Raw genomic sequence first — 24,618 nt, 5'->3', positions numbered from 1 at the left:
GTGTCAACCGCCGCATATAAACCGCCGCGTGGAGCCGTACTGAGTGCTGAGTTATCGTAAATTATGAGTTGAAATTTGAGGCACGAAAAAGCGATGCACGCTTGAAAAAAACGTTACAAAGGAGAGGGTGCTGATATATGGAAAACGATATTGATCACATCACATTTGCCGGCGTTTTGAACGTACGATGTTTTTACTCAAGATGTTCCGTTTAGATAAAGCGGAATGCAAGGCGGCAGAAAGTGCGCTGAGCCGCTCTGTCCGGATTGTTCCGCCGTATTACATGCGTGCTCTTCCCAAAACAAGGGCGCTATGATAAAATTATTTCACTTTCCAAAATTAATACTATAGGGAAATTTTATGAAAAGACACTTTTATACGATCGGTTCCGTCATTGTGCTGCTTTTTGCCGCATTCATTTTTGTGATCCTTCCGGCTATGGTCGGAAAGACTGCGGGGAAAAAGCTTCCTCCATTCGGTTCGTACGACGGCAAAAATATTCTATACGAGCAGGGAACGCCTTTTGCAAAGGCCGTAAGCAATTATGCCGAAATGCTGAAGATGCAGGGGCAAGAAATCAACGAAAACGCTTATTTTTACATTTTTAACTATGCTTTTAACTCCACGGTGACTAAGATGGCATACGATTCCGCCGTCGAAAAAAGCGGATGGCGCGTTCCAGAAACGGCAATAAGCCGCAATATGTTGCCGTATTTTTACGATGAAACGGGCAAATATTCATCAAAACTTTTCAGACAAGCCGATGAAAACAGAAAGCGTGAAATCTACGCAAATGTAAAGGAATCTTTAATTTCACAGCGTTATTATGACGACGCGTTCGGTTCAGAAGAAACCGTCGGTAAAGAGGCCTTGTTCGGATTAAAATCGTCGTCAAAAGAAATTCCTTTTATCCGCAGCATGGGAGAAAAAACACGCTCGTTCGACGCTGCCTTATTCAACACGGATAATTATCCCGATGAAATGTCCGCTTCATACGGCAAAGAGCACAGCGGCCTTTTTGTAACCTACGACCTTTCCGTGATCACGGTAAGCGACGAATCTACCGCAAAGACAATCCTGAACAGGCTTAACAGCAACGAGATAATTTTTACAGATGCGGTGACCGAATATTCTTCAAAAAATTACAGCGGCGATGACGGAAAACTGAGGGATAAATACAGTTACCAAATCAAAAACATCATATCGAAAGACGAAGATTTTAAAGCCGTCTGCGCCCTTGAGACGGGAAAAACAAGCGCAATCGTAAAAACCGGCACGGGGTATTCTATTTTCAAAGCGGACTCGGATGCGGTTCAGCCGGATTTTACAAAATCTGAAACGGTAAACGACGTACACAAGTATCTGAACGCTTATGAAAAAGGCATAATCGAAGACTATTTTACCGAAATTGCAAAAAACTTTGCTTCCGACGCCGTACAAAACGGATTCGACAAAGCCTGTAAGACATTCGATACCCAAAAGGTAGAAATTCCCGCCATCGCTCTCAATTACGGCAATCTCGCAATCCTAGGCACACTGCCTTTGAGATCGGCACAGGAATTTGCAGACGCGCCGAATGACGAGAATTTCTTAAAAGAGATATTTTCTCTCAAACAAAATGAAATTTCAGATCCGCTCGTGTTAGGCAAAAACGTAGCGGTTCTTCAGATGAAAGAAGAAATTGATGGCGGAACGGACGAAGCGACCGCTTCTCAGACATTCCCTGCGGAAATAGCGGGTTTTGACCGCGAAGCGGCGCAGGCGGCATTGTTTAACAGCCCTAAAGTCGTAAACAACGTTATGTCCGTCTTTTTCAACAATTTTATGAACAACAACTAAAAGGCGGCAATTTTGGCAGGTCTTCTGTCCGATAAAAAGCCCTGCACGGTACATACCGGGCGGGGCTTTTCCGTTTCTTACAAGGATAGGCTGCTCTATTCAAAATACGATCCGCAAAAATCGATTTTGCAGACCGTAGATTCTCTTAATATTCTTTCGGGAACTTTAGTCCTGTGTTTTTCGCCCTGCCTTTGGTACGGGATGGGGGAACTGCTTCAAAAAATACCGAAAGGATGCCGCGTCTTGGCCTGCGAAGCCGACGATCTTCTGTACGAATTTGCAAAAAATGAATTGGATAGAAATCCGGCTTTGGGCGATCATGTCAAAAAAAACGATCTGGTTTTTCTGACACCGGCACAGTTTAAAAATCTGCCTTACGCGCTTGAAAACTCGTCTTCAAGCGGATGTACAGACGGTTTCGGAATGGAGGGCCACATTGAGGCGGAAACAAGAGCAGGCTTTGCGGCAACGAGTGACATTGAGGCAGTGGCTGGAATTGAACGCAGCGGCGGATCGTCAAGCGGCTTTACCGTCGCCCATGGAACGGGGCAGAGCCTTGAACGCGGAGTCGAATTTTCAAACGACCTTACCGCCGCCCCTGCGATACGGACGGGAAACGTTAAGAGAATCCTGCGGATAGACTTTTCGGCCGGAGTACAATTTGACGAAAAATCGTATGATGGCATATATTTGCAGTGCCAAAAGGTTATTTCCCAGTTTTGGAAAAACAGACTTACGCTTGTAAAATTCGGGCGGCTGTATTCAAAAAACATATTTCAAAATCTTGCGCGCCTGACAAGAAAAAAATCCGTTCCTTTCCGAAACCTTGGACGCACTATATCAAAACCTATTTTGATCTGCGGAACGGGCGAAAGCCTTGAAAAAACTCTTTGTACGCTAAAGAAGTTTTTAAAAACAAGGCGGCGAAAAGATATCTATCTAATTGCAGTTGACGCTTCTTTACCCGTATTGTGCTCCCACAACATAGAAGCCGACGCTGTCGTAGCCGTGGAATCCCAGCTGGCCATAGAAAAAGCCTATATCGGAATTCCGGGGATTAACGGAAAGCTTTCGGCAGCACTGGCCGCGGAATCTGCCGCAGCAGCCTCAGGCCGGCAAGAAGGCCGCGGCGATAAAAAAGCCGCGAATGCAAAAGAAATCTCGGACAGAAAAGGTCAAAAGTCTAAGATTTTTACCCTCTTTGCGGATATGACTTCACGTCCACATATTACGGACATTACAAGCGGGAACGTCTGCTATTTTGTTTCGGAATACGATAAAAACGACTTTATGAAGAGGCTTTTTGAAAAAAATCTTTTGCCGAAGGTGATTCCTCCGTTGGGCTCGGTGGGGCTCACGGCCGTGCATATTGCGCTCCTGCTTCGATCTTCGGATGAAGTTCCGGTTTTCGTCACGGGGATGGATTTTTCATATTCGGTAGGAAAGACGCACGCCAACGGATCCGCGCCGCATAACGAGCGGCTCTTTTCGCACAACAGAATCAATTCCTTAGGAAATTACGGCGCGGCGTTCGGCAACGGGAGCTTCGTGTTTACGGGCAATGACGAAAAAAAACGGATAACGACTTTAGTGCTTTCAAACTACGCAAAAAATTTTGCGCTTTGCTTTTCGGGCGTAAAGAATCTTTGGAACATAGGTGAAAACGCGCTCGATATAGGAATTCCTAGCTTTGCCGTAAACAAAGATTTCACATTTGCAGCCGGACAAGCGCCGGGCGCTTCCTTAAAAGCAGTCCCCGAATGGAATCCGCGCGCAACATCCGGCACCACCGCACTGCCATGCGGAGCTCCCCCCCCCGATCAAAAAAACTGCCGGAAACGTTCAGCAATATCTGCATTTTTTGAAACGGAAAAAGCGGCGCTGGAAAGGCTAAAAGGCCTTTTAACAGGCGAAATCAAAGCGGCCGGACAAACACCGCAAGATTTGGGCAAAGAAATAATATCTTTGCTCAGCGGTCGAAGTTATCTTTATTTGCATTTTCCGGACGGGCATACGCCTTCTTTGGAATTGAGTTTTTTAAAGCGCATACGAAGCGAAATCGATCTTTTTTTAAAAAACGTAACTCTTGCGCAAAAAATTTTGGAAACTCAAGACGATTCCGTTTAGGCACGTTTTCGCATAAGGACTTAAGAAGCCGCTTTGTGACGGCGCTCGCTTCCATGCACGCACACGGTTCCATGCAGAAGCTCCGCCCTGTGTAAAACCGCCGTTCCGTGAAAATCGCCGCATATGTGCGCCGCATCGCATAGGCGTGCCAATCGCACATCGCGCTTATGAGCGCAGAAAATTCTCTATTCTTCTTTTTCGCGCAAAACGGCAAGAAAGGCCGACTGCGGAAGTTCCACGTTCCCCACCATCTTCATGCGTTTTTTGCCTTCTTTTTGTTTTTCAAGAAGTTTTCTTTTACGGGTTATGTCTCCGCCGTAGCACTTGGCAAGAACGTCTTTACGCACCGGGTTTACCGTTTCGCGCGCAATTATCTGACTTCCTATCGCTCCCTGAATCGCAATTTTAAACTGCTGCCGGCTTATTTCATTCTTTAATCTCGCACAAACGGTATGCGCGTGTTTTGACGCGTTGTCTTTAAATGTAAGCTGGGCAAGAGCGTCCACGGGTTTTCCGTTTATCAAAATATCAATCTTTACAAGCTGTGTAGGCCGGTAGCCTATCACTTCATAGTCGAACGAAGCATAGCCTCGGCTGTAACTTTTCAATCTGTCGTAAAAGTCAAATAAAACTTCGGCAAGAGGCATCTCGTACAAAATTTCAACGCGCTTTTCATCCAGATAGGTCATATTGGACTGCGTTCCGCGTTTTTCCGTGCAAAGCGCGATTATAGAACCTATGTATTCGCTCGGAGTGATAATCGAAGCCTTTATATAAGGCTCTTCGGCTTCACGAACGCGGCCTTCAGGATATTCGGCAGGGTTGTCTATAAAAGTTTCTTCTCCGTTTGAAAGCAGTATTTTGTAGCGCACGGAAGGAGCCGTAAAAATCACAGCCTGATCATAATCGTGCTCAAGCCTCTCTTCGATTATTTCAAGGTGCAAAAGCCCTAAAAAACCGCAACGAAAACCGTTCCCCAGCGCGACGGAATTATCCTTTTCGTATACGAGACTTGCGTCGTTCAATTTAAGACGCTCCATGCTCGACCTAAGTTCTTCATAGTCGTTTGAGTCCATAGGATAAATAGACGAATAGACGACAGGTTTAACTTCTTTGAACCCCGGCAATGCCTGCGCCGCAGGATTTTCCGAAGAAGTTACGGTGTCGCCTACGCGCACGTCGCTTACGGTCTTTATTCCGGCAATAATGTAACCTACGTCGCCCGCTTCAAGAGCTCCCGTAGCCTCGTACTTGATCTTAAAAATTCCCACCTGTTCCACTTTGTGGGACGATCCGTTGTGCATCATTAGAACGGTATCGCCCGCTTTTATGCGCCCCTGCATCATGCGCAGGTGAACGATCACGCCCCTGTAATCGTCGTAATGACAATCAAAAATAAGAGCCTGCACGGGAGCGTTCACATCGCCCTTGGGAGGCGGAAATTTTAAAACGATGGCTTCAAAAAGCTCGTCGATGCCCTCCCCCGTCTTTGCCGAAACAAGCTGGGCGTCGGCAGGATCCAGTCCCAAATCGTGTTCGATCTGATGCTTGATGGAAGGAATATCGGCCGAAGGCAGATCTATCTTGTTTATTACGGGAACTATCGTTAAATCGTGTTCCAGCGCCATAAACATATTGCTCATAGTCTGCGACTCGACGCCTTGCGAAGCGTCTATCAAAAGCAGCGCACCCTCGCAGGAAGCTATAGCGCGCGAAACTTCGTAAGAAAAATCCACATGTCCCGGAGTGTCTACAAAGTTAAGAGCATAGTCGTGCCCGTCCTTTGCGTGATACGGAATCGTCACAGCCTGACTTTTAATCGTTATGCCCCGCTCCCTCTCAATGTCCATGTTGTCCAAAATTTGATTTTTCATCTGACGCTCATCGATGATTTTAGCCTTTTGGATCAGCCTGTCCGCCAGAGTTGATTTTCCGTGGTCAATGTGAGCTACTATACAAAAATTACGCTTATACTTTAATTCCGCCATAAAATTTCCTAAAAGATCAAATATATCAGGGCGCGCCTTTATAGGCTAACCGGTATTCCGCACTTCGCTCACGCTCACCGTCCTCGCTGCGCTGCGGTCGGCGCTCCGCGGTGCTCCATCCCGGCGCAGACTCTTTTCATCAGCCTCCGCACAGACGGCACGGCTTCGCGTAACGCGACGTCAAAACCGCATATCAAAAATAATACGGGCTGTCCAACGGAGCCGTTATGGAAACGCCTATGTCAAGGTATCCTTTTTTACGCTTTCTAGCATAAATCTCAGCCGACAAAAACGCATTATCATCGGAAAATTTTATACGTCCTATGTCCACAGGATCGTTTTCGGAAAATCCCGATTCATCGGCGATACCGCCTTTGATTATCTTTGTAACCGCATACTTTCTGCTGTTTAAACTCGAAACAGCCTGCAGTCCCATTCCGAAAAGCGGAACAAAAGACGTCTCTATAAGATCGCGCTCGTAAGCGTTTTTACCCGGATATTCTGGGCGCACGTCAAGATAGACTAAAGTTTCTTTTTCGCTGCCGTCTTCAGTGTAAGAAAAGCGCGCTAGAGTGTCGGGAACAAAACGGCGAAGTTCGTCCTGAACACAATCAAGATCAAAAACTTTTTTTCCGTTGACGGCGTTTATTATCTGGCCTGTTTTAAGATAGGATCGCTGAGCGCTGCCCGAAGACATTACGTACTGGATTTCAAGACCTTCGGAAACATTGCCGTTGCGGAACGTATGCCCGTAAGCTCCTATCCAAGCGTGTTCGCGTTTTCCGCCGTTAAACAACATCGGCAGATCCGTTTTTAAATATTCCACGGGAATGGCAAAATTCAACCCCTGGTACTGGGGAAGCCCCGCAAACACGATAGCCTGAACGTTGCCGTTTACATCAATACACGGTCCGCCGGAATTCCCGCCGTTTACCGCAGCGTCTATTTGGAACACACTTCCGGTGGTAAACAGTTTACGGTTCATCGCCGAAACTATGCCCGAAGTGAGAGTTCTGTCCAATCCTACCGGAGAACCTATAGCGAAAATTCTATCTCCTACGGAAAGCCCCGAACTTGAACCTAGTCTAAACACATAGGGAGCGTCCACTTCTGTTTTTAAAAGCGCAAGGTCAAGGGTAGCGTCCCAGCCTACCACCTTCGCAGGCACCCGCGTTTCAGGATCGTCCGCAAGGCGTACATATAATCTTGCCACCCCTTCGAATTTAGTATCCACGACGTTCTTTATCACATGGTAATTCGTAACGATATAGCCGTCTTTGCGTATAAAAAAGCCCGAACCTATCACTCTGTCGGCGTAACCCACTCCCCTTTCAATCTTTATTCCCTGATCGATCCAAACCGTCACGGTTCCGGAAATATATTGAGCTACGTTTTCAGGCGTGCCTTTACCCGAGTCGGAATTATCTGCCCGATCGGCGGCTCCTGTTTGCACTCCGGGAACCCCTTCGCAGCACAAAGATTCAAGCTCCGAGAGGCTCGTGTTGAGCGAAGAAATTTCAGGATACCCTGCGGCGTCGAGCGATCTGTAAAGTCTTAACGCGGTAAAATGGTCTTTTTTTTGGACGGCGTCCTTATACAGCTCCGCGATGCGTTCAAAACAGGACGCGGTCAATTCTTTGTCGTCTATCAGATAGGACCGCCACAAGGCAAGAACCGGTTTTGTTTCAAGAATTTTTTTTATATCGCTTATTTCTATGTTTCTTATGTCTTCGATAGAATAATCCGGGACTTTATACACGTTTCCCGAACGGTTAAGATTGCTTGCGCAGCCCGAAAACACAGCCGGATAAAAGGCTGTCAAAACCGAAAAGAAAAAAAACAATACTGAACTTTTTTTATTTAACATCTCAATTCCTTAAAATTGCACAGCGAGTAAATCTTCAGATTTATTTAAAATTCAGCGCCTGTACTTTCGCCATCCGCAGCGCCTGCCGTTTCGGGCGAACCGCCGTTTTCGGATTCGGGCACGGCAGGTATCATCCGGCCGAAATATCTTTCCGCCATCTTAACCGAAAGTATACGGTTTTCGCCGCTTTCAACAAGAACGCTCTTTCCCTGTTCTCCCTCGGCTTCCAGAGCGGTAATGACGTCCCGCTCGTTCTGAAGACTTCCCATGTCTCCCACCCAATAAAATCCCGGCAAGTCGCCTTTTTCCACCGCATATTCTACATTATCGTAAACGATTTTAAAAGGCTCTCCGTCCAAGCTGGAAACAACCGCAAGCGATCTGCCCGGCGCCAAATAGAACATGGCGTCTTCAAGAAGGTTGTCGCCCTGTTTTTGCGGATAGCGAACGTAGCGCACATCCCACTGACCGTCATTGTCATAATCCCAGGATGTTATTTTTCCGTTATAAGGCAGATACTCTTCGGTAAAATCGGGCACGGTATCCTTGTTTAGGTCTATCCTAATCGTCTTTACATACAAATTCTTTATATCGGATGAAAGACCGTACACATTGTTTACAATGCGGCGACTGCCTTCTTCGCTCAGCGCCATATCGCCTTCGTTATCGACAGCGTAAGTTTCGGTCGTTTCAAATATTCCGTCGCCGTCCCTGTCCACTATGCGTAAAGTTATAATCCCGTTCTCAAAAAAAGCCTTAGCGTACTGTTTTCCGTTAAGCGTATAATAGGCCGCCGCAGGCGCTCCGTCTAAAATCGAAAAACGTACGCGAGCCCCGTCATATTCGCCGCTGTCGGTTTCACAGTATATGGCGGCAGCAGTCAATTCTTTTTCGTCAATAGCGGGAACTTCGCCGTAAACATGAGGAACGTAAAATTCGCACCCGAGAATTTGAGTAAAAAAAGCATAGGGCGCAATGTCGAACGGCGTCCAAGCAAACTTTTCGTCGGCGATAAAAATGTCCTTTTTCCTTCCGTCGGAATACTTTACCGAAACTCTGTTTACATACGGGTAGGATCCGTATCCCACGTCAAGCCGTTTTTCAGGGAGCGCTATGGAAACGGGAACTCCGAAATCGCATGCGGCGGTCCATTCGTCTATTCCGTCGTTGTTTTTGTCCCAGCGCACGTCTTTAGGTCTGCCGCGGAAATAATCCACAAAAAGGTTTGCTTCCAAGTCCGCGTCCGTATCGACTGTCAAAAGCCCGTCGTAAGACAAAAGATATTCGCTTAAAAAACTTTTAACTTCTTCGTCCGTTATTAAGATAGCGAGAGCCGTCAGATCTTCAAGCGAGACCGAAGTATCCGAAAAACCCGTAAAATATTCTACGGCCGCTTTTTCAGAAAGAAGCCCGGCCTTTAAAGCAGCGGAAGCGAACATCGGATGCGAAAGTCCCCGCGCTTCATAGGATTTTAAAAGTCTTACGCTCTCTGCTTTTTTTGCAAAAAGCGCCGCATATAATTCCAATTCGGGATCGGTTTGTACGTATGAAGGTATCGATGCGATAAAAAAATCCGCAATGCGCCTAAGCTGCTCAGTCGCGTTTTCGCGGTCCCAAAACTCATACTCGTTTTTAAAAAAAAGTCCTGCGAAACGGGAATCGTGAGGATAAACTCTGCGCGATGCGTCCACTTTGTCGCGCGCTTTATAAAGGCTCTCTTCGGTGTGCATACGGTAAAATGATTTTACACGGATGTATTCGGCGTCTGCGGAAAATAAAAAGGGCTGTGCGTTGAGCACTTCCAACGCTTTTTCATAAAGACCCGTATCGCTTAAGATATCCGCATAAAGAATTCTTGCGTTGTCCCTGTCGTAATCCACCCATTCTCCGTACGTAAGAGCGCGCTCGACAAGCGGTTTTACTTCGGCACGGGATCCGCCCGTATTCGTCTTTACTACCGCGTCGAAATACCACAGATCGGAAATGCCGTCGTCGTACCCCAATCCCATTTCTATATTGGAAGAAGCCGCCGCCCAATCTCTCTGATTTATATACGTCTTTGCAAGCTGAAGGCAGCGGACTGCGGTTTGCCGGTTTGCCGTCTTAGCCGAATTTTGCGCCGCTCCCCCCGTTTGCGCCTGAGCGCCGGAAGAAGCGAAAAATAAAAAGAACATCGTTACGGAACAAACGAATACGGTTATACGCTCTTTATAAAAACACATATCTTTTTAACCTTTTCTTCTATAAAAAACAAAATACTGTCCGGTAACAAAAAGTTCCTCATCAGCGGCCGGACGCACAGACGCCGCCGGAAAGGCTTTCATTCTCCTGTTTTACTATCCAATCCGGAAAACCGTATACAGAAGCATAGACGCAAACAATCTCCTGATCGTCCGTATCCAGCCTTTGAACGATCGGAATAAGATCGCGCATTTCTTCTTCAATTTTCCATGAAGAAAAAATATCGTTCAGATCCTTCATCGTCTTGTCCGCGGACAAAACCGCATCGCCCGGCTGCCGGCTCCTTACGCAAAACGGAAGCGAAATGTTTTTCAAAATCAGCGAATTTGCGGAATGGCCGCATAAAGCGGCAGTTCCGTCGTCCGCTACCGAAACCGTTCCGAAAGGCAGCTCATACCTCCCTTTTTCTTTTATTATAGCAAAAAAACCTTTATGCGTCTTCGGTTCCGTCTGTTTTTCGATAAACAACATAACGTCGGACAAGCTTGCGTCAAAAGGCGGTTTTGTTTTTACTAATCTTATGCAAGCTTTGACGCTGGAGATTCTACATTCTTCAAGCTTTTTCGTACGGCGCACTCCAAAAGCGATTTTTTCCGCAGCTCCCAGTTTCTCAGCCGCGCCAGACTTCCCCATTTCTCCGGTTTTTTCCGCATCGCCGGCCGCCGCATCGTGCTCTTTGCTATGCCGATTTATCATATCGCTGCATCTTTGTATAAACGAATAGGGGACGCGCTCGTTACAGCCGATTTCGTTTACCGCAGAAAAGATGAGCCTTCGCCTTATGGACTCAGGCAAAACGGCAAGTTCGTCCAGAGGCATAAAAAGGCTCTCGCCGTATCTTTTCCATTTGAGTTTTGCCGAAAAAGAATCGAGCAATGACGAATCTTGTTCCGTCTTTTCGGCTCCGTTAAGAACCGCCCCCTGCCAACCGGGGAACGTTTCGTCCAGAACCGGCACAAGTACGTTTCTTATCCGGTTTCTAAGGTAAGAATTGTCGCTGTTCGTGCTGTCCGTTCTCCACGGAATTTTACGAAAATTCAAATAGTCTTCAATTTCCCGGCGGGAAATTTCCAAGAGAGGTCTTACGCACTTATCCCTTTGGCTTTTTATTCCTGCAGCAGCGGTTCCCGAACTTCCCTGAAAAAAACGCATGAGAATCGTTTCGAGGTTGTCGTTTTTGTTGTGAGCAAGGCACAAAAATGAAAGATCTTTGTCCTTTATAAAGGAATCAAACGCCTCATACCGCAGATACCGGGCGGCTTCTTCTGTTCCGCCTCCGCGTTCCGCGGCGCACATGTCTACACGGCCGTAAGGAATATTATAAACGAAGCATTCAACGGCGCACCCGCCGTTTCGAAGCTCTTTACAATAATCGGCCACGAACTTTGCATCGCCTTCGGACTCGCCGTCAGGGCGGATTCTATGGTTTACGGTAATAACAAAGAGGGGAACGCCGTTTTTGCGGCAAAGAGCGGCAAGGGACGACAGGAGCGCAATCGAATCCGCTCCGCCTGAAACGGCGGCTCCCAAACGAAGCTGAGGAGAAAACTTTACTCCCAGCTTAGAAAGCGCGGCTTCGACACGGCCGTCAAATTTTTCAATAAACGACCTTTCGGAAAATGATTCTTTAGAAGATGACCTTTCAGACGATTTTTTCAAATAACCTTCCCTGTTTTGCCTTTAAACTTAAAAAAAAAGCTGACCGACGGCACTACGTCCGTCAGTCAGCGTCAGTTTACATTAAAATGAAAAACCTAGCGCGCAGGAGAAACGCTTACCAGATAAGTTTCCGGCGGAGTAAGAACCGTAACGCCCTTTGCGAACGAGAGATCTTTTACACAAAAGTGTTCGCCCACGTTGATGCCTGAAACGTCCACAACCAGACGTTCCGGAATATTCTTGGCGACGGCCTTCAGCGTTACAAAAGGAGTATGCTTACGCATAAAACCGCCTTTAAGAACTCCTGCCGGCGTTCCCGTATACTGCAACTTCATCTTTACGGTAAGCTCTTTGTCGCTCGCAGGTTCAAAAAAATCCGCATGCAAAACCTTATCCGTGCGTATGTTATACTCGGTATCCTTAATAAAAGCTTCCGCGGAATCTTTACCGTCGATCTTCAGAGTAACGAGCGTCGTAGGAGTGACCGTGCGCCACACCTTATTGAATTCCGTTTCATCAACGTCTATCATCGTCGACTGTCCCTTGGAATTGTACATTATTGCCGGAATACGCCCGGTTGTCCGCAAAACCTTCGCTGCTTTTTTTCCCATAGTCGTACGGGTCTTTGCATTAATTACCATCTGATCCATAAAAGGAACTCCTTAAAACCGTTTTAAAAAATATTAACTGGGACGACAGGATTCGAACCTGTGGAATACCGGCACCAAAAGCCGGGGGCTTACCGCTTGCCGACGTCCCAAAATAACAAATTAATTTTCTTCCGAAACAGCAAATCCCGGCTCTATATGACCGGCGTTGTATTCTGCAAGGATTTTATCCTGAAGCTCACTTCTGAATTCAGGGCTTATAGGATGAGCTACATCCTTGTATTCACCGCTTGCCGTTTTACGGCTCGGCATTGCTATGAACAATCCCGTTTTACCGTCAATTATCTTCACATTATGAACAACAAAACAATTGTCAAATGTGACCGTCACATAAGCACGAAGTTTCCCCTCCGCTTCTACTTTCCTAATGCGTAATTCAGTGATCTGCACAGCAACCTCCGCAAGGCTTGGTAATAGTCTGTAACTCTCTCTTACCCGACGATACTCATGCGGCAACGCACTTAAGTCCTTTAGAAATCAGCGCATGAAAAGCAATGTCCGCTTCTCCGGCAGAAGCAAAAATTCCAAAAACAGCGGAACCCGAACCGGACATATCAGAAAAAACAGCACCTGCCTTACGTACTTCGGCGATCGCTGCTCCTATCTCAGGATACCGTCGCGCAATAACAGGAGTGAAACTGTTGGCAAAGGTCCAATCAACTATGGGACCGTTATATACAGTCTCAAGCTCTTCGAATGAAGGGCAATCTGCAAATTCCCCCTCGGAGGCGGCCTTGTCGACTAAAGAATAAGCTTCTCCTGTCGAACTGTGAACACCGGGAAAAACCAGCAGAATATGCATATCTTGACGCGGTTTAATCGGTTTAACAATTTCTCCGCGGCCTGTAACAAGCGCACATCCTGGATGAGCACAGCACAGGAAAAAAAACACATCGCTTCCGACTTCGCCGGCAATCTTGTTCGACAATTCGGAAGAAAGACGAACGTTCGCCAGCTGCGACAGCGCTTTAATAAAATAAGCGGCATCCGATGAGCCGCCGCCTAAACCGCCGCCGGAAGGGATCCTTTTTGTCAGCCTTACGCGGACAGATCTGTCAAATCCGGTATGCAAACAAAATGCCTTATATGCAGCCGACAGTGTATTTTGCTTTGGCAGCTCCATGTCGTGACATTCCACCGTGCAAGTATTTTTTCCGTCTTCAATACAAATTAAAAGATCATCAAACAACCGGACGGTTTGAAAAATACTTTCAATTACGTGAAATCCGTCTGCCCTTTTAGGAAGCACCTTCAAGTTCAAATTTATTTTTGCAGGCGCGGATACACGCATTTCAGCAAGCATATTTCTACGTATTATACAAATTCTGATAATTAATGTCAAATAATTGTCCGTGCTTGCCGCGCTGTAAATGCGCCACGGGAAAATCAACCGCAACGTTGTGGCGTTGCGGCGCACCGATATGAGCTGCACTGGCAAATATAAAAAGTCTGCACTCCCGGCAGCGCCCTGCCTGAGGCCGCAAAAAAAGCGCGCATAAATTCATATTTTTTGCAAAACAATATTGACAGAAATGCGATGCTAAATTACATTCAAGTTGTCGGCAACAAACGCTATATATAGCGTTTATTTCTTAGTGAAAAAACGAAACAGGCTTATGCATCTGCGGGAGGGTGACATGCTTGACGAAGGTGATTGGTCGGATTATCAATCTGCAACGGTGAGTTTTTCTTACAACGACGATTACGATGAAGACGATTCCTTAAACGACTTTGAAGACAGCGAGGAATCCGATTCTCTGGATGACTTTGACGACGACTTCTACGAAGAAGAAAGTTTCGAAGATCTTGAAGACGAAGACGTTCAAGAACCCTTTGACGATGTCGAAGAAGAAGACGGCTACGACTTTACCAGATAAAAACCTTTTTTCTACGCTGTTTTAAAATCAACCTTGCGCCCTGCGAACCAAAGCTTTTCAAGATCGTAAAAATTCCGCGCAGCTTCGGACATAAGATGGACGACGATCGGTCCTAAGTCTATCAAATTCCAGTCGTTCCCGTCCGGCGTCTTTCTGTGCACGGTGTGAATCTCAAGCGCATGGTCTTTGATGTAGTCTTTTACATCCTTGTACAAACCTTGCTGATGCGAAGAACTATTCACAGTCGCAATTATAAAATAATCTGTCCAGCTGTTCAGCTCGGAAATATCGAGAACACAGACGTCTTTACCCTTGCCGTCTTGCAGCAGCCGTGCGATTTCAAGCGCCTTCGTTTCTATTTCGTTCATGTTTACTCCTCCGATAAAATTGCATAAAGAAGAAAATTTCAATTTTCGACTGAGTGCAATTCGTGCGCTTTTTGTGCACATTTCAATAAAATTTTTTATGCGCCGCAGAAAACGAGATCGCCAAAGCCCTTAATGAACGTATCGGCCGTCAAAATCGCCGCCGAGTATGATCGTAAAGTCTACGTTCCTGTTTTCATCACTAACATCGCCTGAAAGCTGAATGTCTTCTTCTCTTATGTTATTGCAGCGTATAAAATTGCCCAAGCTTTTTGCAGCTTCGGCATTGCCTATGTGATCTATTATTTCAGTCTTTTCAATATCGTTCGAAGCCGCATTCAGAGTTCTAAGTATATCATAGCCGGCGCTCCGAAAAAGAGCGGCCGTATTATGAGCTAAACCCTGTACTGTGGTGCCGTTTTTAATTTCAAGCACGTAAACACGGCCGCTCAAAGTCATGGTTTCGGAAACAAGGGAGTTTACCGTCTGCATCACCACATCTTTTATAAGCTGCCCGTCATAAAACGGGAATAAAAGTTCGTTTCCGTCGACAAGGCGGCGCATTCCCGTAACTGTCTGCGGTACGATTCGTTCCGCATCAACTTTTGAAATTTCACGCAAAAGATCTCTTAACCCGTTGGCGTTCACATTCGAAGTAAATTTTTTTTCATAAAATTTAAAATTCTTTTTTTCAAAGATCACGGAGGCGTTTCTGTTTAAAGCCGAAAGCAAAGCGATTACCACATTCTGACGGCGTTCGGCGGCACTTGAATCCGTTTCATCTTCAATAAAGTATTCAAGATAAACCGCAAGTTTATCTCCGTCAAGCAAGATTGAACCTGACGGTAAAAGCCACCTCTTGCCCTCCGGCGAAAGAGCGTCGACGGGTGAAGGAACCAGAACACGCATACCTCCGAGTCTGTCGGTGATAAGTTGTAAATCTTTCAGACCAATCACGATATAAAACGGAATCGAAGATCCTATGAGCTTTTCTATTTCCGACCTGTAAACCTGAATACCTTTTTCGGAATATATCCTGTCTATTCGGTCTACACGGCCTATCGAAGAATAAATAGATCCCGTATTGCCGGGGATGCTGATCATCGCACCGACGTGAGAAAGCGGATAATATAAAAACACATCGGTAAAAAGCACTTCCCCTTCATCTTCCATTACGATAAGAAGTTTTATTACCTGTTCCTGCTCCAAAATTTCGCCTACGGGATCTTCTTCAAGAAGGAAGTATAAAACAAGGGAAACGGAACCTATGATCAATAAAATGAGAAGTAAAAAAATAAATCCTTTTTGTTCCTGTCTGAGACGCATCCTTACCGTCCGTGTTATTTTATGTTTTTATGCATAATGCGCCGTAAGCTTGCCGCCGCCTTTCGACGCAGAGACACTTTCATTGTTTTTCTTCGCCGCGATCTTATTTTCAGCCGCTATGTCTTCTTCAATCTTTTTAAGAAAAGCAATCGATTGAGGCGACACGGCGTATTTTTTTTCTTTAACATAGGAAATCGCCTCGGATAAAACGGTCTTAACTAAATGATCCAAATCAAGCGAAAACAGTCTGTCAAGATATTCCGCGCTCACATGTCCTCTGCCGGGCTCGATCTTGTCGGCGGCATAGATTATTTTTCCAAGCTTACCTAAAGACGGGCTCCCGAAAGTATGGCATGCAACGGCCTGCAAAAGCTCTTTGTCTTTTACGTCGAAATCTTTTTTAAGCATTACCGCAGCCGCACGCCCGTGCAGGAGAGATAGCTTGTCTTTTTCAACTCCGGTAACAGGATCTCCGTCCTGCAGAGCAAGCGAAAGGATATCTTCATCCTTCATTTCCTTACATATGTCGTGGGCAATTCCCGCAAGATATCCGAGATCGGGATCAACTCCGTACAAAACGCACATTTTTTTTGCGGTTTCGGCCACCCTAACCGAATGTTCGTAACGTTTTTTAGAAAGAGCTTCAGCCGCGTATCTGCGGATCCGTTCTATAACCTGTAAAAGAGAAGACCTTTCGCACGGCTTTTTTTTATTGCACGGATCCTCATCTTCAAGCTTTATATCCATATAATTTTCTTTTTCTAATATAACAATAAACTTCGAACGGGACAAGATCGCGCCAATCCCGGCCTGAAGAAATTTTTTGCCTTATCTGAGTTGAAGAAACGGGCAAAAGCGGATTTTTTAAAATTTTGTGGGGATACGGAAAATCTTCCAGCATTTGATCCGACGCTATTATGCCGGTATACGGGCCGCGGGGTACGTTAACCGCAGTTTCTGCTTTTCCGGAACGATTTTCCTCGCCGGCGTTTAAAAAGCCGGCTTTTGAAGAATCGGCAGTTGGAGACAAAATTTCTTCGGGGCGCCGCGCAAGAATAATGTCCGTTTTTTGGGCGAGCTGTTCGGCGTTTTTCCATTTATAATACTCGGCCGCGAGGTCTTGTCCCAAAACAAGGCCGATCTTTGCAGAAAGGTTTCCCGAATATTTTTGCTCCAAAAAACAAACCGTGTCCCACGTGTATGAAATTCCCTTGCGGTCAAGCTCGCAGCATTCAACTTCAAAGCGGCTGTCCGAAAGGCAGGCAAGCGAAAGCATTTTAACGCGGTCTTCGTCAGACGGAGCGCCGCTTATGATTTTATGCGGAGGATAAAAAGAGGGAACGAACAATAACCTGTCATACCCCAATTCTTCGCATACGGATTTTGCAAGCGCGACGTGCCCCTCGTGGACGGGATTAAAACTTCCGCCTAAGACGGCAACCTTCATCTTTCGGAACCGGGGTATTGAACTTCGGCGTCTTCGTCTACCGACCGAAGGTCCATAAAAGACGGAGAGTTCCCCGCCCTGCCTGCATTGTTTTTACCGACCTTTTCATTGTTTTCAAGGCTGTCCACCAGACGCATTACCGCGTTGCGCGCGCTTCCCAGCCCGAAATTCGTAAGGACGGAAACGGGAATTACCGCTACGTCGCCGTATTTTTTCCGGATATCAGAAGAAATTTTTTCAGCCCTTTCTGCGGCGCCTTCCACATCAATTTTATTGCATAAAACTATCCGCGGCTTTTTTGCAAGATCGGCCGAATACGATGCAATTTCGCCGCACAAAACGTCGTAAGCTGTAAAACAGTTTTCTTCGCTGCAGTCTATCATAAATAAAAGGCACGACGTTCTGGAAATATGTTTTAAAAACTGAAAGCCTAGGCCGGCTCCTTCCGATGCGCCTTCGATTATTCCCGGAATATCCGCAATTATTATGTCTCTTTCGTTATCAACCCTTAAAACTCCGAGATTGGGAATTTTTGTTGTAAAAGGATAGGGGGCGATTTTCGGTCTGGCGTTTGTAAAGGCCGTAAGCAGCGAAGATTTCCCAGCGTTGGGAAAGCCCACAAGCCCCACGTCCGCCATTATGCTGAGCTCTATGAGGAGTTTACGCTCCTGCCCCGCCTGCCCAGGATTTGCATGCCGCGGAGCCTGATTGGTGGAAGTTTTAAAATGAATATTTCCCCACCCGCCGTTTCCGCCGGTCAAAAACACAAAACTTTCGTCGTCGCTTTCAACCGTAAAATCGCGGATGATCTCTCCGGTTTCGTAATCCCTGACGGTTGTCCCCGGCGGAACAAAAACTACGACGTCTTCGCCGTCCTTGCCGTATTTTCCCCAACTCATGCCGTCCTGACCGTTTTGAGCCTTAAAAAAGCGGCGATACCTTAGCGAAGCCAACGTGCGCATATTCCGCTTTACGCGAAAAACGACATCTCCGCCCTTTCCGCCGTCCCCTCCGGAAGGACCTCCGTTAGGAATGTATTTTTCCCGTCTAAAAGAGACGCAGCCGTTTCCGCCTTTTCCGGAACGCACTTCAATTACAGCCTCGTCGGCAAATCGGATCATAACAAAACCTCAAAATCAAATTTTACCGGCTTAAATCAGGCTAAGACGGCGTCAAATTCAGCGAGCCCTCTTATATATTTCCGTAAGATCGGCTTTTCCCAGTTTTTTTACGGCGCCGACCGTTCTCGTGCCTTGCCAAGTACAGTTTACGGCAAGCTGTTCGCATTGAGCGTCGCTCAAATCAAGACCAAGCTCTTTTATTGAAATCGGCATATTGACGGATTTGAAAAAGGCTTCCATCTTCGCGATAGCTTCGAGGGCGGTTTTTTCCTCGTCCCCTTTTGAAGGCTTTTTCATATCGAAAATATCGGTGCCCATTTTAACAAAGCGTTCGACGTTTTCCTTATAGACGTAGCGCGCCCACGTAGCCCATACAGCCGCCAAGCCTGCGCCGTGCGTAACGTCAAACATTCCGCCCAATTCATGTTCGATCTGATGAACAGCCCAATCTCCGTTTCCGAACGGCCCCGTAAGCCCGTTATGGGAAAGACTTGAAGCCCACATGATCTCCGCACGCGCATTATAGTCGCGAGGATTGTCGAGCAAGACAGGCGCGTTGTGCATGACAGTTTTTACGAGCCCCGCCGCAATATAATCTACCATTTCGGAAGATTCCTGTCCCTTTGCGGTAAACCACCTTTCAAGAGTGTGCATAATGATATCGGTAGCGCCGCTTTGAGTCTGCCATTGTCCCAAGCTGAACGTCAGTTCCGGATTCATTACCGCAAATTTAAGACGGCAATAATTGCTTGAAAACCCTCTTTTTTCAAGCGTTTTGTCGTTCGTTATCACGGAAGAATCGCTCATTTCGCTTCCTGCGGCGGCAATGGTCAAAACCGCTCCGATCGGAAGACACGCCTTAGGCGCATTTTTGCGGCTGTAGATATCCCAAACTGGAAAATCATTTGTCATTCCGTACCCTATGGCCTTGGCGGAATCTATGACCGATCCGCCTCCTACGGCCAAAATAAAATCAACCTTTTCAGCCTTGCAAAGTTCGATTCCTTTTTCCACTAAAGAGAGAACAGGATTAGGCTTTACGCCTCCGAGACTTACAAAGTCTATGCCGTTTTCTTTTAAAGAATCGTAAACACTGTCAAGCAAACCGGACTCTTTTGCCGACTTACCGCCGAAATGCACGAGCACCTTTTTGCAATTCTGCGCCTTTACAAGCTGACCCGTCTGTTTTTCCGTTCCTTTGCCGAACACAATCTGTGTAGGGGCGTAATATGTAAAATTAAGCATAAGAATATTATACTATATAGTAAGGAAAAATAGAATTCTTTGTAGGTCGAATAATGCCGAATTTCAAGGTTTTGAAATTGTCAGCTGAATAAAACCGCGCTTTCGGCTAAAATCCGTCTGCTAACAGAAAATTATCAGGTCCGGCGCATTTTTTTGTAACGCTTTTTTTAGGAATTGATTATTTTAAATGATAGATACAGGTCAAATTGAACCGTGATAAAAAATTTATTAGCTTTTGGAGGCTTAAAAAGATGAAAAAATGGACTAAATACCTGATAGGAGCCGTCTCTGCGGCCGTCTTATCTTTCGGCTTGGTCTCTCTTTATTACCGCGGCGTCGCCGTAAAAGGTTCGGCGGCTACGGCTTTTGCAGAAACGAAAACGGCTGCCGTTTCAATACCGCAGGATTCTTTAAAGGTTGTAGAATCTCTGCAAAACGCATTCCGTTCCATAAGCAGCGAAGTGCTCCCCGCCGTAGTGGAAGTCGACGTAACCGAAAAAAAGACGGTTACACCGTCGCCTTTTGAAAACATGCCCTTCTTTTTCTTCGGCAATCCTAACGACAGGAACCGGCAGGAAAGCACTCCCCGCGAATACGAACAAAAAGGATTGGGATCCGGCGTGATAGTGCGCAGATCGGGCAAGACCATCTACGTGCTTACGAATAATCACGTAGCCGGAAAAGCAACCGATATTTCCGTAAAACTGAACGACGGCCGTCAATTCAGCGGAAAACTCGTAGGCGCCGACGAGAGGATGGATGTGGCTCTGGTATCATTTGAATCGAGCGACAACACCATACCCGTAGCCGTTTTGGGAGATTCCGACAAGGTTCAGGCGGGCGACATATGTCTTGCGATGGGAGCGCCGCTCGGATACAGTCAGTCGGTAACGCAGGGAATCATAAGCGCGACCGGCCGTTCCGGCAGCGGAATCGGAAACGTTTCAGATTTTATTCAAACGGACGCTGCGATTAACCAAGGAAATTCCGGCGGCCCCCTTGTGAACATCTACGGAGAAGTCATAGGGCTTAACACTTGGATCGCTTCTTCTTCAGGCGGTTCTCAGGGATTGGGATTTTCAATTCCGATAAACAACCTCAAACACGCGATCGACGCTTTTATAAACGAGGGAAAAATTTCTTACGGATGGCTCGGAGTTTCTCTCATAGAAATTTCGGACGAATACAAGGAATCGCTCGGCGTAAGCAATAAAACGGGCGCTTTTGCGGCGCAGGTGTTTATAGATTCTCCGGCTTATAAGGCAGGGCTTCAATCGGGCGATTATATCACTTCGCTCGACGGTCATGAGATAAAATCCGTAGACCAGCTTGTGCGCGAAGTGGGAAATCTTAGAGCCGGAAAAAACGCCGAATTCGGCTTGATCCGCGGAGGGAAGTCCGTTTCCGTAAAAGTTAAAATAGAAGAGCGCAAGGCGGACGTAGCGGCGAACGACGGCAAGACATGGCCGGGCTTCCTCGCGGTTCCGCTGACGGACAAACTTCGCGAGCAGCTAAAAATTGACGACAAGAACGTAAAGGGCGTAGTCGTAAGCAACATATACGATAAAACGCCGGCCGCGTCTCTCAGGCTTCAGGAAGGCGATATCATAACCGCCGTAAACGGCAAACGCATTACCAATCTGCAGGAATTTTACAGCGCGATGGACCTTACAAAGACAAAATCTATCTCGTTTGACGTTTACACAAACGGAGGAACTATCACTACAAGTACATATAAGATAAAATAAAAAGGAAAAAGCCGCTTATACCGGCTAAATGCAGGGGGCTGTCCTTCGTGAAGTTTTGAATCGCTTCCGGGACAGCCCCGACTATTTTTGAAGGTTTTCACACCCAGCTGCCCATAGTTTGAATTTTTGTGCGCAGCTTGACTAAGGAATGACTTTTACGATATTATTTTTTTTACATGTATGCTAAACTAGCTTGTGGTATGTCCCGTTAAATACCGCGGCGAATTTTCATATTCATTTTGTTAAATTGAGGTATTTATATGTACGCACTTGTCGAATACATGGGTAAACAGTTTAAAGCCGAAAAAGGCGCCGTCCTGCAAGTCGATAAACTTGATGCGGAAAAAGGAACCGCTATAGACATAGATTCCGTCTTGCTTGTGAGCGACGGCGATAAGATCAGCGTAGGTTCGCCGTATGTAAAAGGCGCAAAAGTCAAAATCATCGTTGAAGATTCGTTCAGGGACAAAAAAGTTCTTGTTTTAAAATACAAGAGCAAAAAAGACTATCACCGCCTTATCGGGCACAGACAGCAATATACGAATGTCCGTGTAGAGGATATAGTCGTAGCATAAATAATGACGACAATACACCTTTCGCTGGAAAAAGACGGAAGGCTTCGCTCCTGCGAAGCAAAAGGACATTCCGGCTATGCCGACAAAGGTTCGGACATAGTTTGCGCGGCAATCAGTTTTTTGATGCGAACCGTAATGCAAGTCTTATCTGAAACGGAAGGTGTGCAATTGGAAAGCGATACGTCTTTACGCGGAGAAATTTTTTTTCGCGTAAAACAAAACTGGTTTGACGAAAAGACGAACGCCGAACTGGTATTTGCGGGAGAACTTTTGAAAAAGGGCTTTTCTTCCCTGTCGAAAGACTATCCTGAAAATGTTTTGTATGAAAGTTTAAAAGACGCCGCTAAATAAGCGCGACGTCTTTTAATTTCGAGTTTTCTTTGAAAACTCGTTTATAAACTGTGCGCAAGGCGCGCACTAATTCAACAGCCTCCAAAATCGATACTTTGTCCGGCTGTTGAATTTTAAGAAAGTTTAACTTCGACCACTGAAATACCGCGGTCTCGTTAAACAGCGAGTTTCGGAGAAGCCGAAACATCGCTATGCTTTAGAAATGAAAATCAGACTTTACGGAGGCATGATATGGGAAGATCAAGAGGTGGAAGCGGCGCTAAAAACGGTCGCGACTCGAATCCTAAACATCTTGGCGTTAAAAAATTCGGCGGAGAAACCGTCAAAGCCGGTTCAATAATAGTAAGACAGAGAGGAACTAAAATTCATCCTGGAAACAACGTGATGAGGGCTAAGGACGACAGCCTGTTTGCAACTGTTGACGGACAAGTGGTTTTTGCCGAGCATAAAAACAGAATGACGGCTTCCGTTTCTCCAGTAAAAGCGTAAATTTTTAAATTAAATGCTTACCCGGGCATTCGCTGCGCCGGGTATTTTTTTCACGTACGAAAACTTGCCGGCATCTTCCTGACTGTATTTACCCCGCCACCCGCGATAACAGATTTTTTCATTTAAGTTTTGCGCTTTAAGCCTTATATGGCTGTAAGCCGAAAAAAAAATCTTACAATGATTATAAAATTATAATTATTACAAATTTAATATTGACATATCATTGATATTGTAATATTATTGAATATAGGAATATTGCAATGCTGAAGCACTTTCATAAGACGGTATCTTATATGAAAGCGCAAAATAAGACGGCCGCTAAGATTACAGCCTGATCTTATATAACGAGAACTTCCGTTTTCAGCATCCATAAGAACAAAGGCAGATGACATGACTGCCGAAAGGAGACTTGTATGAAAAAATGGGTTTGTAAAATTTGCGGATATGTGCACACCGGCGACAGCGCCCCTGAAAAATGTCCGCAGTGCGGAGCTCCAAAGGACAAATTTGAAGAGCAGAAAAAGACGAATGGCTTTGCATGCGAACACAGCGTCGGCGTTGCAAAAGGCTTGGACGAACAGGTAGTCCAAGGTTTGCGTGAAAACTTTAACGCCGAATGCTGCGAAGTGGGAATGTACCTTGCGATGTCGCGGCAAGCGGAACGTGAAGGCTACCCCGAAGTCGCTGAAGCGTTTAAACGCTATGCGTTTGAAGAAGCCGATCATGCGTCAAGGTTTGCGGAAATGCTCGGAGAAGTTTTGACTAATTCGACGCACAAAAACCTTGAACTTCGCGCAGAAGCGGAAGCGGGAGCCTGCGACGGTAAATTCCAGCTTGCAAAGCGTGCAAAGGAATTAGGGTACGACGCCGTGCACGATTCCGTACACGAAATGGCAAAAGACGAAGCGCGGCACGGAGCCGGATTTAACGGACTTCTTGCACGGTATTTCAAATAAGAATCGGATTTTGCCGGCGTAATCAAGAGTCTGTGTTCGGTTTTATAAAGTCCAAGCGCAGACTCTGACGTATCCGATTACTCAGGATATCCGAATGTAAGTTGAAACTTGCAAAAAAGTTCGCCGAAACCAGCTTGAAATTGGCTTGAAGCTTCGCTGCAGGAGCCTGCAAAAGTTTTTATGGGAGAAAGATAGTTTATATGGAAAACAATTACTTTTCCAAAATCGCAGAAAAAGGGATTAGACCTTCGGTTCAAAGAATCGCGGTCTACAAATATCTTTGCGAACACCCCGATCATCCTACCGTAGATATGGTGTATACGGCCCTTTTCCCCGATTATCCGACTCTTTCAAGAACGACAGTCTACAACACGTTGAAGCTGCTTGCGGAACACGGCCTTGTCCGGACAATACAGCTTGAAGAAGACAAACTGCGTTACGACGCAAATACGGAACCGCACATACACTTTAAATGTATGGAATGCGGCGACATACAAGACATTTATGACGAAGAATTTTTAAGCAAAATTACATCCAAGTGTACGGAACTTCTCCCCGAAGGTTCCGTCGCAGGAAAAATTCAGACATGCATCTGGGGACGCTGCAATAAATGTGCGCCTAAAAAATAACTAACTCCCTCCCGTTTTTATTCCGAAAACTAATATAAGGGTATCTCTTTCCGTGATAAAAAAAATACTTAAGGCGGAAAAGATTTACAGGGAGTCAGTT

22 protein-coding genes and 1 tRNA gene are annotated in these 24,618 nt (G+C 46.0%); 9 read left to right on the top strand and 14 right to left on the bottom strand.

Annotated elements, in window-relative coordinates; all coding sequences use genetic code 11:
* Positions 1-360 precede the first annotated feature (360 nt).
* Positions 361-1,839, top strand: coding sequence for a peptidylprolyl isomerase (locus HRI96_RS04345; RefSeq protein ID WP_210118297.1), 1,479 nt, complete (start codon positions 361-363; stop codon positions 1,837-1,839).
* A 12-nt stretch (positions 1,840-1,851) separates the two neighbouring features.
* The gene (locus HRI96_RS04340; RefSeq protein ID WP_210118296.1) at positions 1,852-3,966 is read left to right on the top strand and encodes a 6-hydroxymethylpterin diphosphokinase MptE-like protein; all 2,115 of its coding nucleotides are present in this window, start codon (positions 1,852-1,854) and stop codon (positions 3,964-3,966) included.
* 185 nt (positions 3,967-4,151) lie between these two features.
* On the opposite strand, the gene lepA is transcribed toward HRI96_RS04340, so the two are convergent.
* From lepA to ispE, 8 genes are all read right to left on the bottom strand, one after another.
* Positions 4,152-5,954, bottom strand: a complete 1,803-nt coding sequence (gene lepA / locus HRI96_RS04335) for a translation elongation factor 4 (protein WP_210118295.1) — start codon at positions 5,952-5,954, stop codon at positions 4,152-4,154.
* A gap of 193 nt (positions 5,955-6,147) precedes the next feature.
* Positions 6,148-7,821, bottom strand: coding sequence for a S1C family serine protease (locus tag HRI96_RS04330; protein WP_210118294.1), 1,674 nt, complete (start codon positions 7,819-7,821; stop codon positions 6,148-6,150).
* Positions 7,822-7,865: 44 nt separating this feature from the next.
* Positions 7,866-10,043: a hypothetical protein gene (locus HRI96_RS04325; protein WP_210118293.1), complete on the bottom strand. Its 2,178-nt coding sequence runs from the start codon at positions 10,041-10,043 to the stop codon at positions 7,866-7,868.
* A 61-nt stretch (positions 10,044-10,104) separates the two neighbouring features.
* Positions 10,105-11,721 (bottom strand): tRNA lysidine(34) synthetase TilS, encoded by a 1,617-nt coding sequence (tilS, locus tag HRI96_RS04320; RefSeq protein ID WP_210118292.1) that lies wholly within the window; start codon positions 11,719-11,721, stop codon positions 10,105-10,107.
* A gap of 95 nt (positions 11,722-11,816) precedes the next feature.
* Positions 11,817-12,371, bottom strand: coding sequence for a 50S ribosomal protein L25 (locus HRI96_RS04315; protein ID WP_210118291.1), 555 nt, complete (start codon positions 12,369-12,371; stop codon positions 11,817-11,819).
* A 37-nt stretch (positions 12,372-12,408) separates the two neighbouring features.
* Positions 12,409-12,481, bottom strand: a tRNA-Gln gene (locus HRI96_RS04310).
* Positions 12,482-12,491: 10 nt separating this feature from the next.
* A complete protein-coding gene (gene spoVG / locus HRI96_RS04305) occupies positions 12,492-12,779 on the bottom strand; it encodes a septation regulator SpoVG (protein ID WP_210118290.1) in 288 nt (95 codons plus the stop codon).
* Between the two features lie 55 nt (positions 12,780-12,834).
* Positions 12,835-13,692, bottom strand: a complete 858-nt coding sequence (gene ispE, locus HRI96_RS04300) for a 4-(cytidine 5'-diphospho)-2-C-methyl-D-erythritol kinase (RefSeq protein WP_210118289.1) — start codon at positions 13,690-13,692, stop codon at positions 12,835-12,837.
* Between the two features lie 334 nt (positions 13,693-14,026).
* Here ispE and HRI96_RS04295 point away from each other — a divergent pair, with 334 nt between their 5' ends.
* Positions 14,027-14,266: a hypothetical protein gene (locus tag HRI96_RS04295; protein WP_210118288.1), complete on the top strand. Its 240-nt coding sequence runs from the start codon at positions 14,027-14,029 to the stop codon at positions 14,264-14,266.
* Between the two features lie 11 nt (positions 14,267-14,277).
* On the opposite strand, the gene rsfS is transcribed toward HRI96_RS04295, so the two are convergent.
* The 6 genes from rsfS to HRI96_RS04265 form a co-directional block, all read right to left on the bottom strand.
* Positions 14,278-14,634, bottom strand: a complete 357-nt coding sequence (rsfS, locus tag HRI96_RS04290; protein ID WP_210118287.1) for a ribosome silencing factor — start codon at positions 14,632-14,634, stop codon at positions 14,278-14,280.
* A gap of 129 nt (positions 14,635-14,763) precedes the next feature.
* Positions 14,764-15,957 carry an LCP family protein gene (locus HRI96_RS04285; RefSeq protein WP_210118286.1) on the bottom strand — a complete coding sequence of 398 codons (1,194 nt, stop codon included), beginning with the start codon at positions 15,955-15,957 and terminating at the stop codon, positions 14,764-14,766.
* Positions 15,958-15,984: 27 nt separating this feature from the next.
* The gene (gene yqeK / locus HRI96_RS04280; protein ID WP_210118285.1) at positions 15,985-16,704 is read right to left on the bottom strand and encodes a bis(5'-nucleosyl)-tetraphosphatase (symmetrical) YqeK; all 720 of its coding nucleotides are present in this window, start codon (positions 16,702-16,704) and stop codon (positions 15,985-15,987) included.
* Positions 16,688-17,404, bottom strand: a complete 717-nt coding sequence (gene nadD / locus HRI96_RS04275) for a nicotinate (nicotinamide) nucleotide adenylyltransferase (protein WP_210118284.1) — start codon at positions 17,402-17,404, stop codon at positions 16,688-16,690. The genes yqeK and nadD overlap by 17 nt, the downstream gene beginning before the upstream one ends.
* On the bottom strand, positions 17,401-18,525 hold the full coding sequence (obgE, locus tag HRI96_RS04270) for a GTPase ObgE (protein WP_210118283.1): 1,125 nt from the start codon (positions 18,523-18,525) through the stop codon (positions 17,401-17,403). The genes nadD and obgE overlap by 4 nt, the downstream gene beginning before the upstream one ends.
* A gap of 57 nt (positions 18,526-18,582) precedes the next feature.
* On the bottom strand, positions 18,583-19,770 hold the full coding sequence (locus tag HRI96_RS04265) for an iron-containing alcohol dehydrogenase (protein WP_210118282.1): 1,188 nt from the start codon (positions 19,768-19,770) through the stop codon (positions 18,583-18,585).
* Between the two features lie 251 nt (positions 19,771-20,021).
* Here HRI96_RS04265 and HRI96_RS04260 point away from each other — a divergent pair, with 251 nt between their 5' ends.
* The 6 genes from HRI96_RS04260 (at position 20,022) to HRI96_RS04235 (ending at position 24,518) form a co-directional block, all read left to right on the top strand.
* Entirely contained in the window at positions 20,022-21,518 is a 1,497-nt protein-coding gene (locus HRI96_RS04260) for a Do family serine endopeptidase (RefSeq protein ID WP_210118281.1), read from the top strand.
* A gap of 260 nt (positions 21,519-21,778) precedes the next feature.
* A complete protein-coding gene (rplU, locus tag HRI96_RS04255) occupies positions 21,779-22,093 on the top strand; it encodes a 50S ribosomal protein L21 (RefSeq protein ID WP_210118280.1) in 315 nt (104 codons plus the stop codon).
* 3 nt (positions 22,094-22,096) lie between these two features.
* Positions 22,097-22,444, top strand: coding sequence for a ribosomal-processing cysteine protease Prp (locus HRI96_RS04250; RefSeq protein ID WP_210118279.1), 348 nt, complete (start codon positions 22,097-22,099; stop codon positions 22,442-22,444).
* Between the two features lie 231 nt (positions 22,445-22,675).
* A complete protein-coding gene (gene rpmA, locus HRI96_RS04245; protein WP_210118278.1) occupies positions 22,676-22,933 on the top strand; it encodes a 50S ribosomal protein L27 in 258 nt (85 codons plus the stop codon).
* A 413-nt stretch (positions 22,934-23,346) separates the two neighbouring features.
* Positions 23,347-23,889 carry an NADH peroxidase gene (locus HRI96_RS04240; RefSeq protein WP_210118277.1) on the top strand — a complete coding sequence of 181 codons (543 nt, stop codon included), beginning with the start codon at positions 23,347-23,349 and terminating at the stop codon, positions 23,887-23,889.
* Between the two features lie 200 nt (positions 23,890-24,089).
* The gene (locus tag HRI96_RS04235; protein WP_210118276.1) at positions 24,090-24,518 is read left to right on the top strand and encodes a Fur family transcriptional regulator; all 429 of its coding nucleotides are present in this window, start codon (positions 24,090-24,092) and stop codon (positions 24,516-24,518) included.
* Positions 24,519-24,618: the final 100 nt, after the last annotated feature.

This window comes from Treponema parvum (genome assembly GCF_017893945.1).
Lineage (GTDB): Bacteria > Spirochaetota > Spirochaetia > Treponematales > Treponemataceae > Treponema_D > Treponema_D parvum_A.
The sequence above is the reverse complement of the archived record's forward strand: the minus strand, read 5'-3'. Positions and strand labels throughout refer to the sequence as shown.

Excerpts from the sequence above, each read along its gene's own strand:
- rsfS (WP_210118287.1), bottom strand. The coding sequence starts at position 14,634 with ATGAACGAAATAGAAACGAAGGCGCTTGAAATCGCACGGCTGCTGCAA.
- rplU (WP_210118280.1), top strand. The coding sequence starts at position 21,779 with ATGTACGCACTTGTCGAATACATGGGTAAACAGTTTAAAGCCGAAAAA.
- nadD (WP_210118284.1), bottom strand. The coding sequence starts at position 17,404 with ATGAAGGTTGCCGTCTTAGGCGGAAGTTTTAATCCCGTCCACGAGGGG.
- HRI96_RS04315 (WP_210118291.1), bottom strand. The coding sequence starts at position 12,371 with ATGGATCAGATGGTAATTAATGCAAAGACCCGTACGACTATGGGAAAA.
- HRI96_RS04295 (WP_210118288.1), top strand. The coding sequence starts at position 14,027 with ATGCTTGACGAAGGTGATTGGTCGGATTATCAATCTGCAACGGTGAGT.
- HRI96_RS04330 (WP_210118294.1), bottom strand. The coding sequence starts at position 7,821 with ATGTTAAATAAAAAAAGTTCAGTATTGTTTTTTTTCTTTTCGGTTTTG.
- ispE (WP_210118289.1), bottom strand. The coding sequence starts at position 13,692 with ATGCTTGCTGAAATGCGTGTATCCGCGCCTGCAAAAATAAATTTGAAC.
- HRI96_RS04345 (WP_210118297.1), top strand. The coding sequence starts at position 361 with ATGAAAAGACACTTTTATACGATCGGTTCCGTCATTGTGCTGCTTTTT.
- HRI96_RS04265 (WP_210118282.1), bottom strand. The coding sequence starts at position 19,770 with ATGCTTAATTTTACATATTACGCCCCTACACAGATTGTGTTCGGCAAA.
- obgE (WP_210118283.1), bottom strand. The coding sequence starts at position 18,525 with ATGATCCGATTTGCCGACGAGGCTGTAATTGAAGTGCGTTCCGGAAAA.
- HRI96_RS04235 (WP_210118276.1), top strand. The coding sequence starts at position 24,090 with ATGGAAAACAATTACTTTTCCAAAATCGCAGAAAAAGGGATTAGACCT.
- HRI96_RS04240 (WP_210118277.1), top strand. The coding sequence starts at position 23,347 with ATGAAAAAATGGGTTTGTAAAATTTGCGGATATGTGCACACCGGCGAC.
- rpmA (WP_210118278.1), top strand. The coding sequence starts at position 22,676 with ATGGGAAGATCAAGAGGTGGAAGCGGCGCTAAAAACGGTCGCGACTCG.
- lepA (WP_210118295.1), bottom strand. The coding sequence starts at position 5,954 with ATGGCGGAATTAAAGTATAAGCGTAATTTTTGTATAGTAGCTCACATT.
- HRI96_RS04325 (WP_210118293.1), bottom strand. The coding sequence starts at position 10,043 with ATGTGTTTTTATAAAGAGCGTATAACCGTATTCGTTTGTTCCGTAACG.
- yqeK (WP_210118285.1), bottom strand. The coding sequence starts at position 16,704 with ATGGATATAAAGCTTGAAGATGAGGATCCGTGCAATAAAAAAAAGCCG.
- HRI96_RS04260 (WP_210118281.1), top strand. The coding sequence starts at position 20,022 with ATGAAAAAATGGACTAAATACCTGATAGGAGCCGTCTCTGCGGCCGTC.
- HRI96_RS04250 (WP_210118279.1), top strand. The coding sequence starts at position 22,097 with ATGACGACAATACACCTTTCGCTGGAAAAAGACGGAAGGCTTCGCTCC.
- HRI96_RS04285 (WP_210118286.1), bottom strand. The coding sequence starts at position 15,957 with ATGCGTCTCAGACAGGAACAAAAAGGATTTATTTTTTTACTTCTCATT.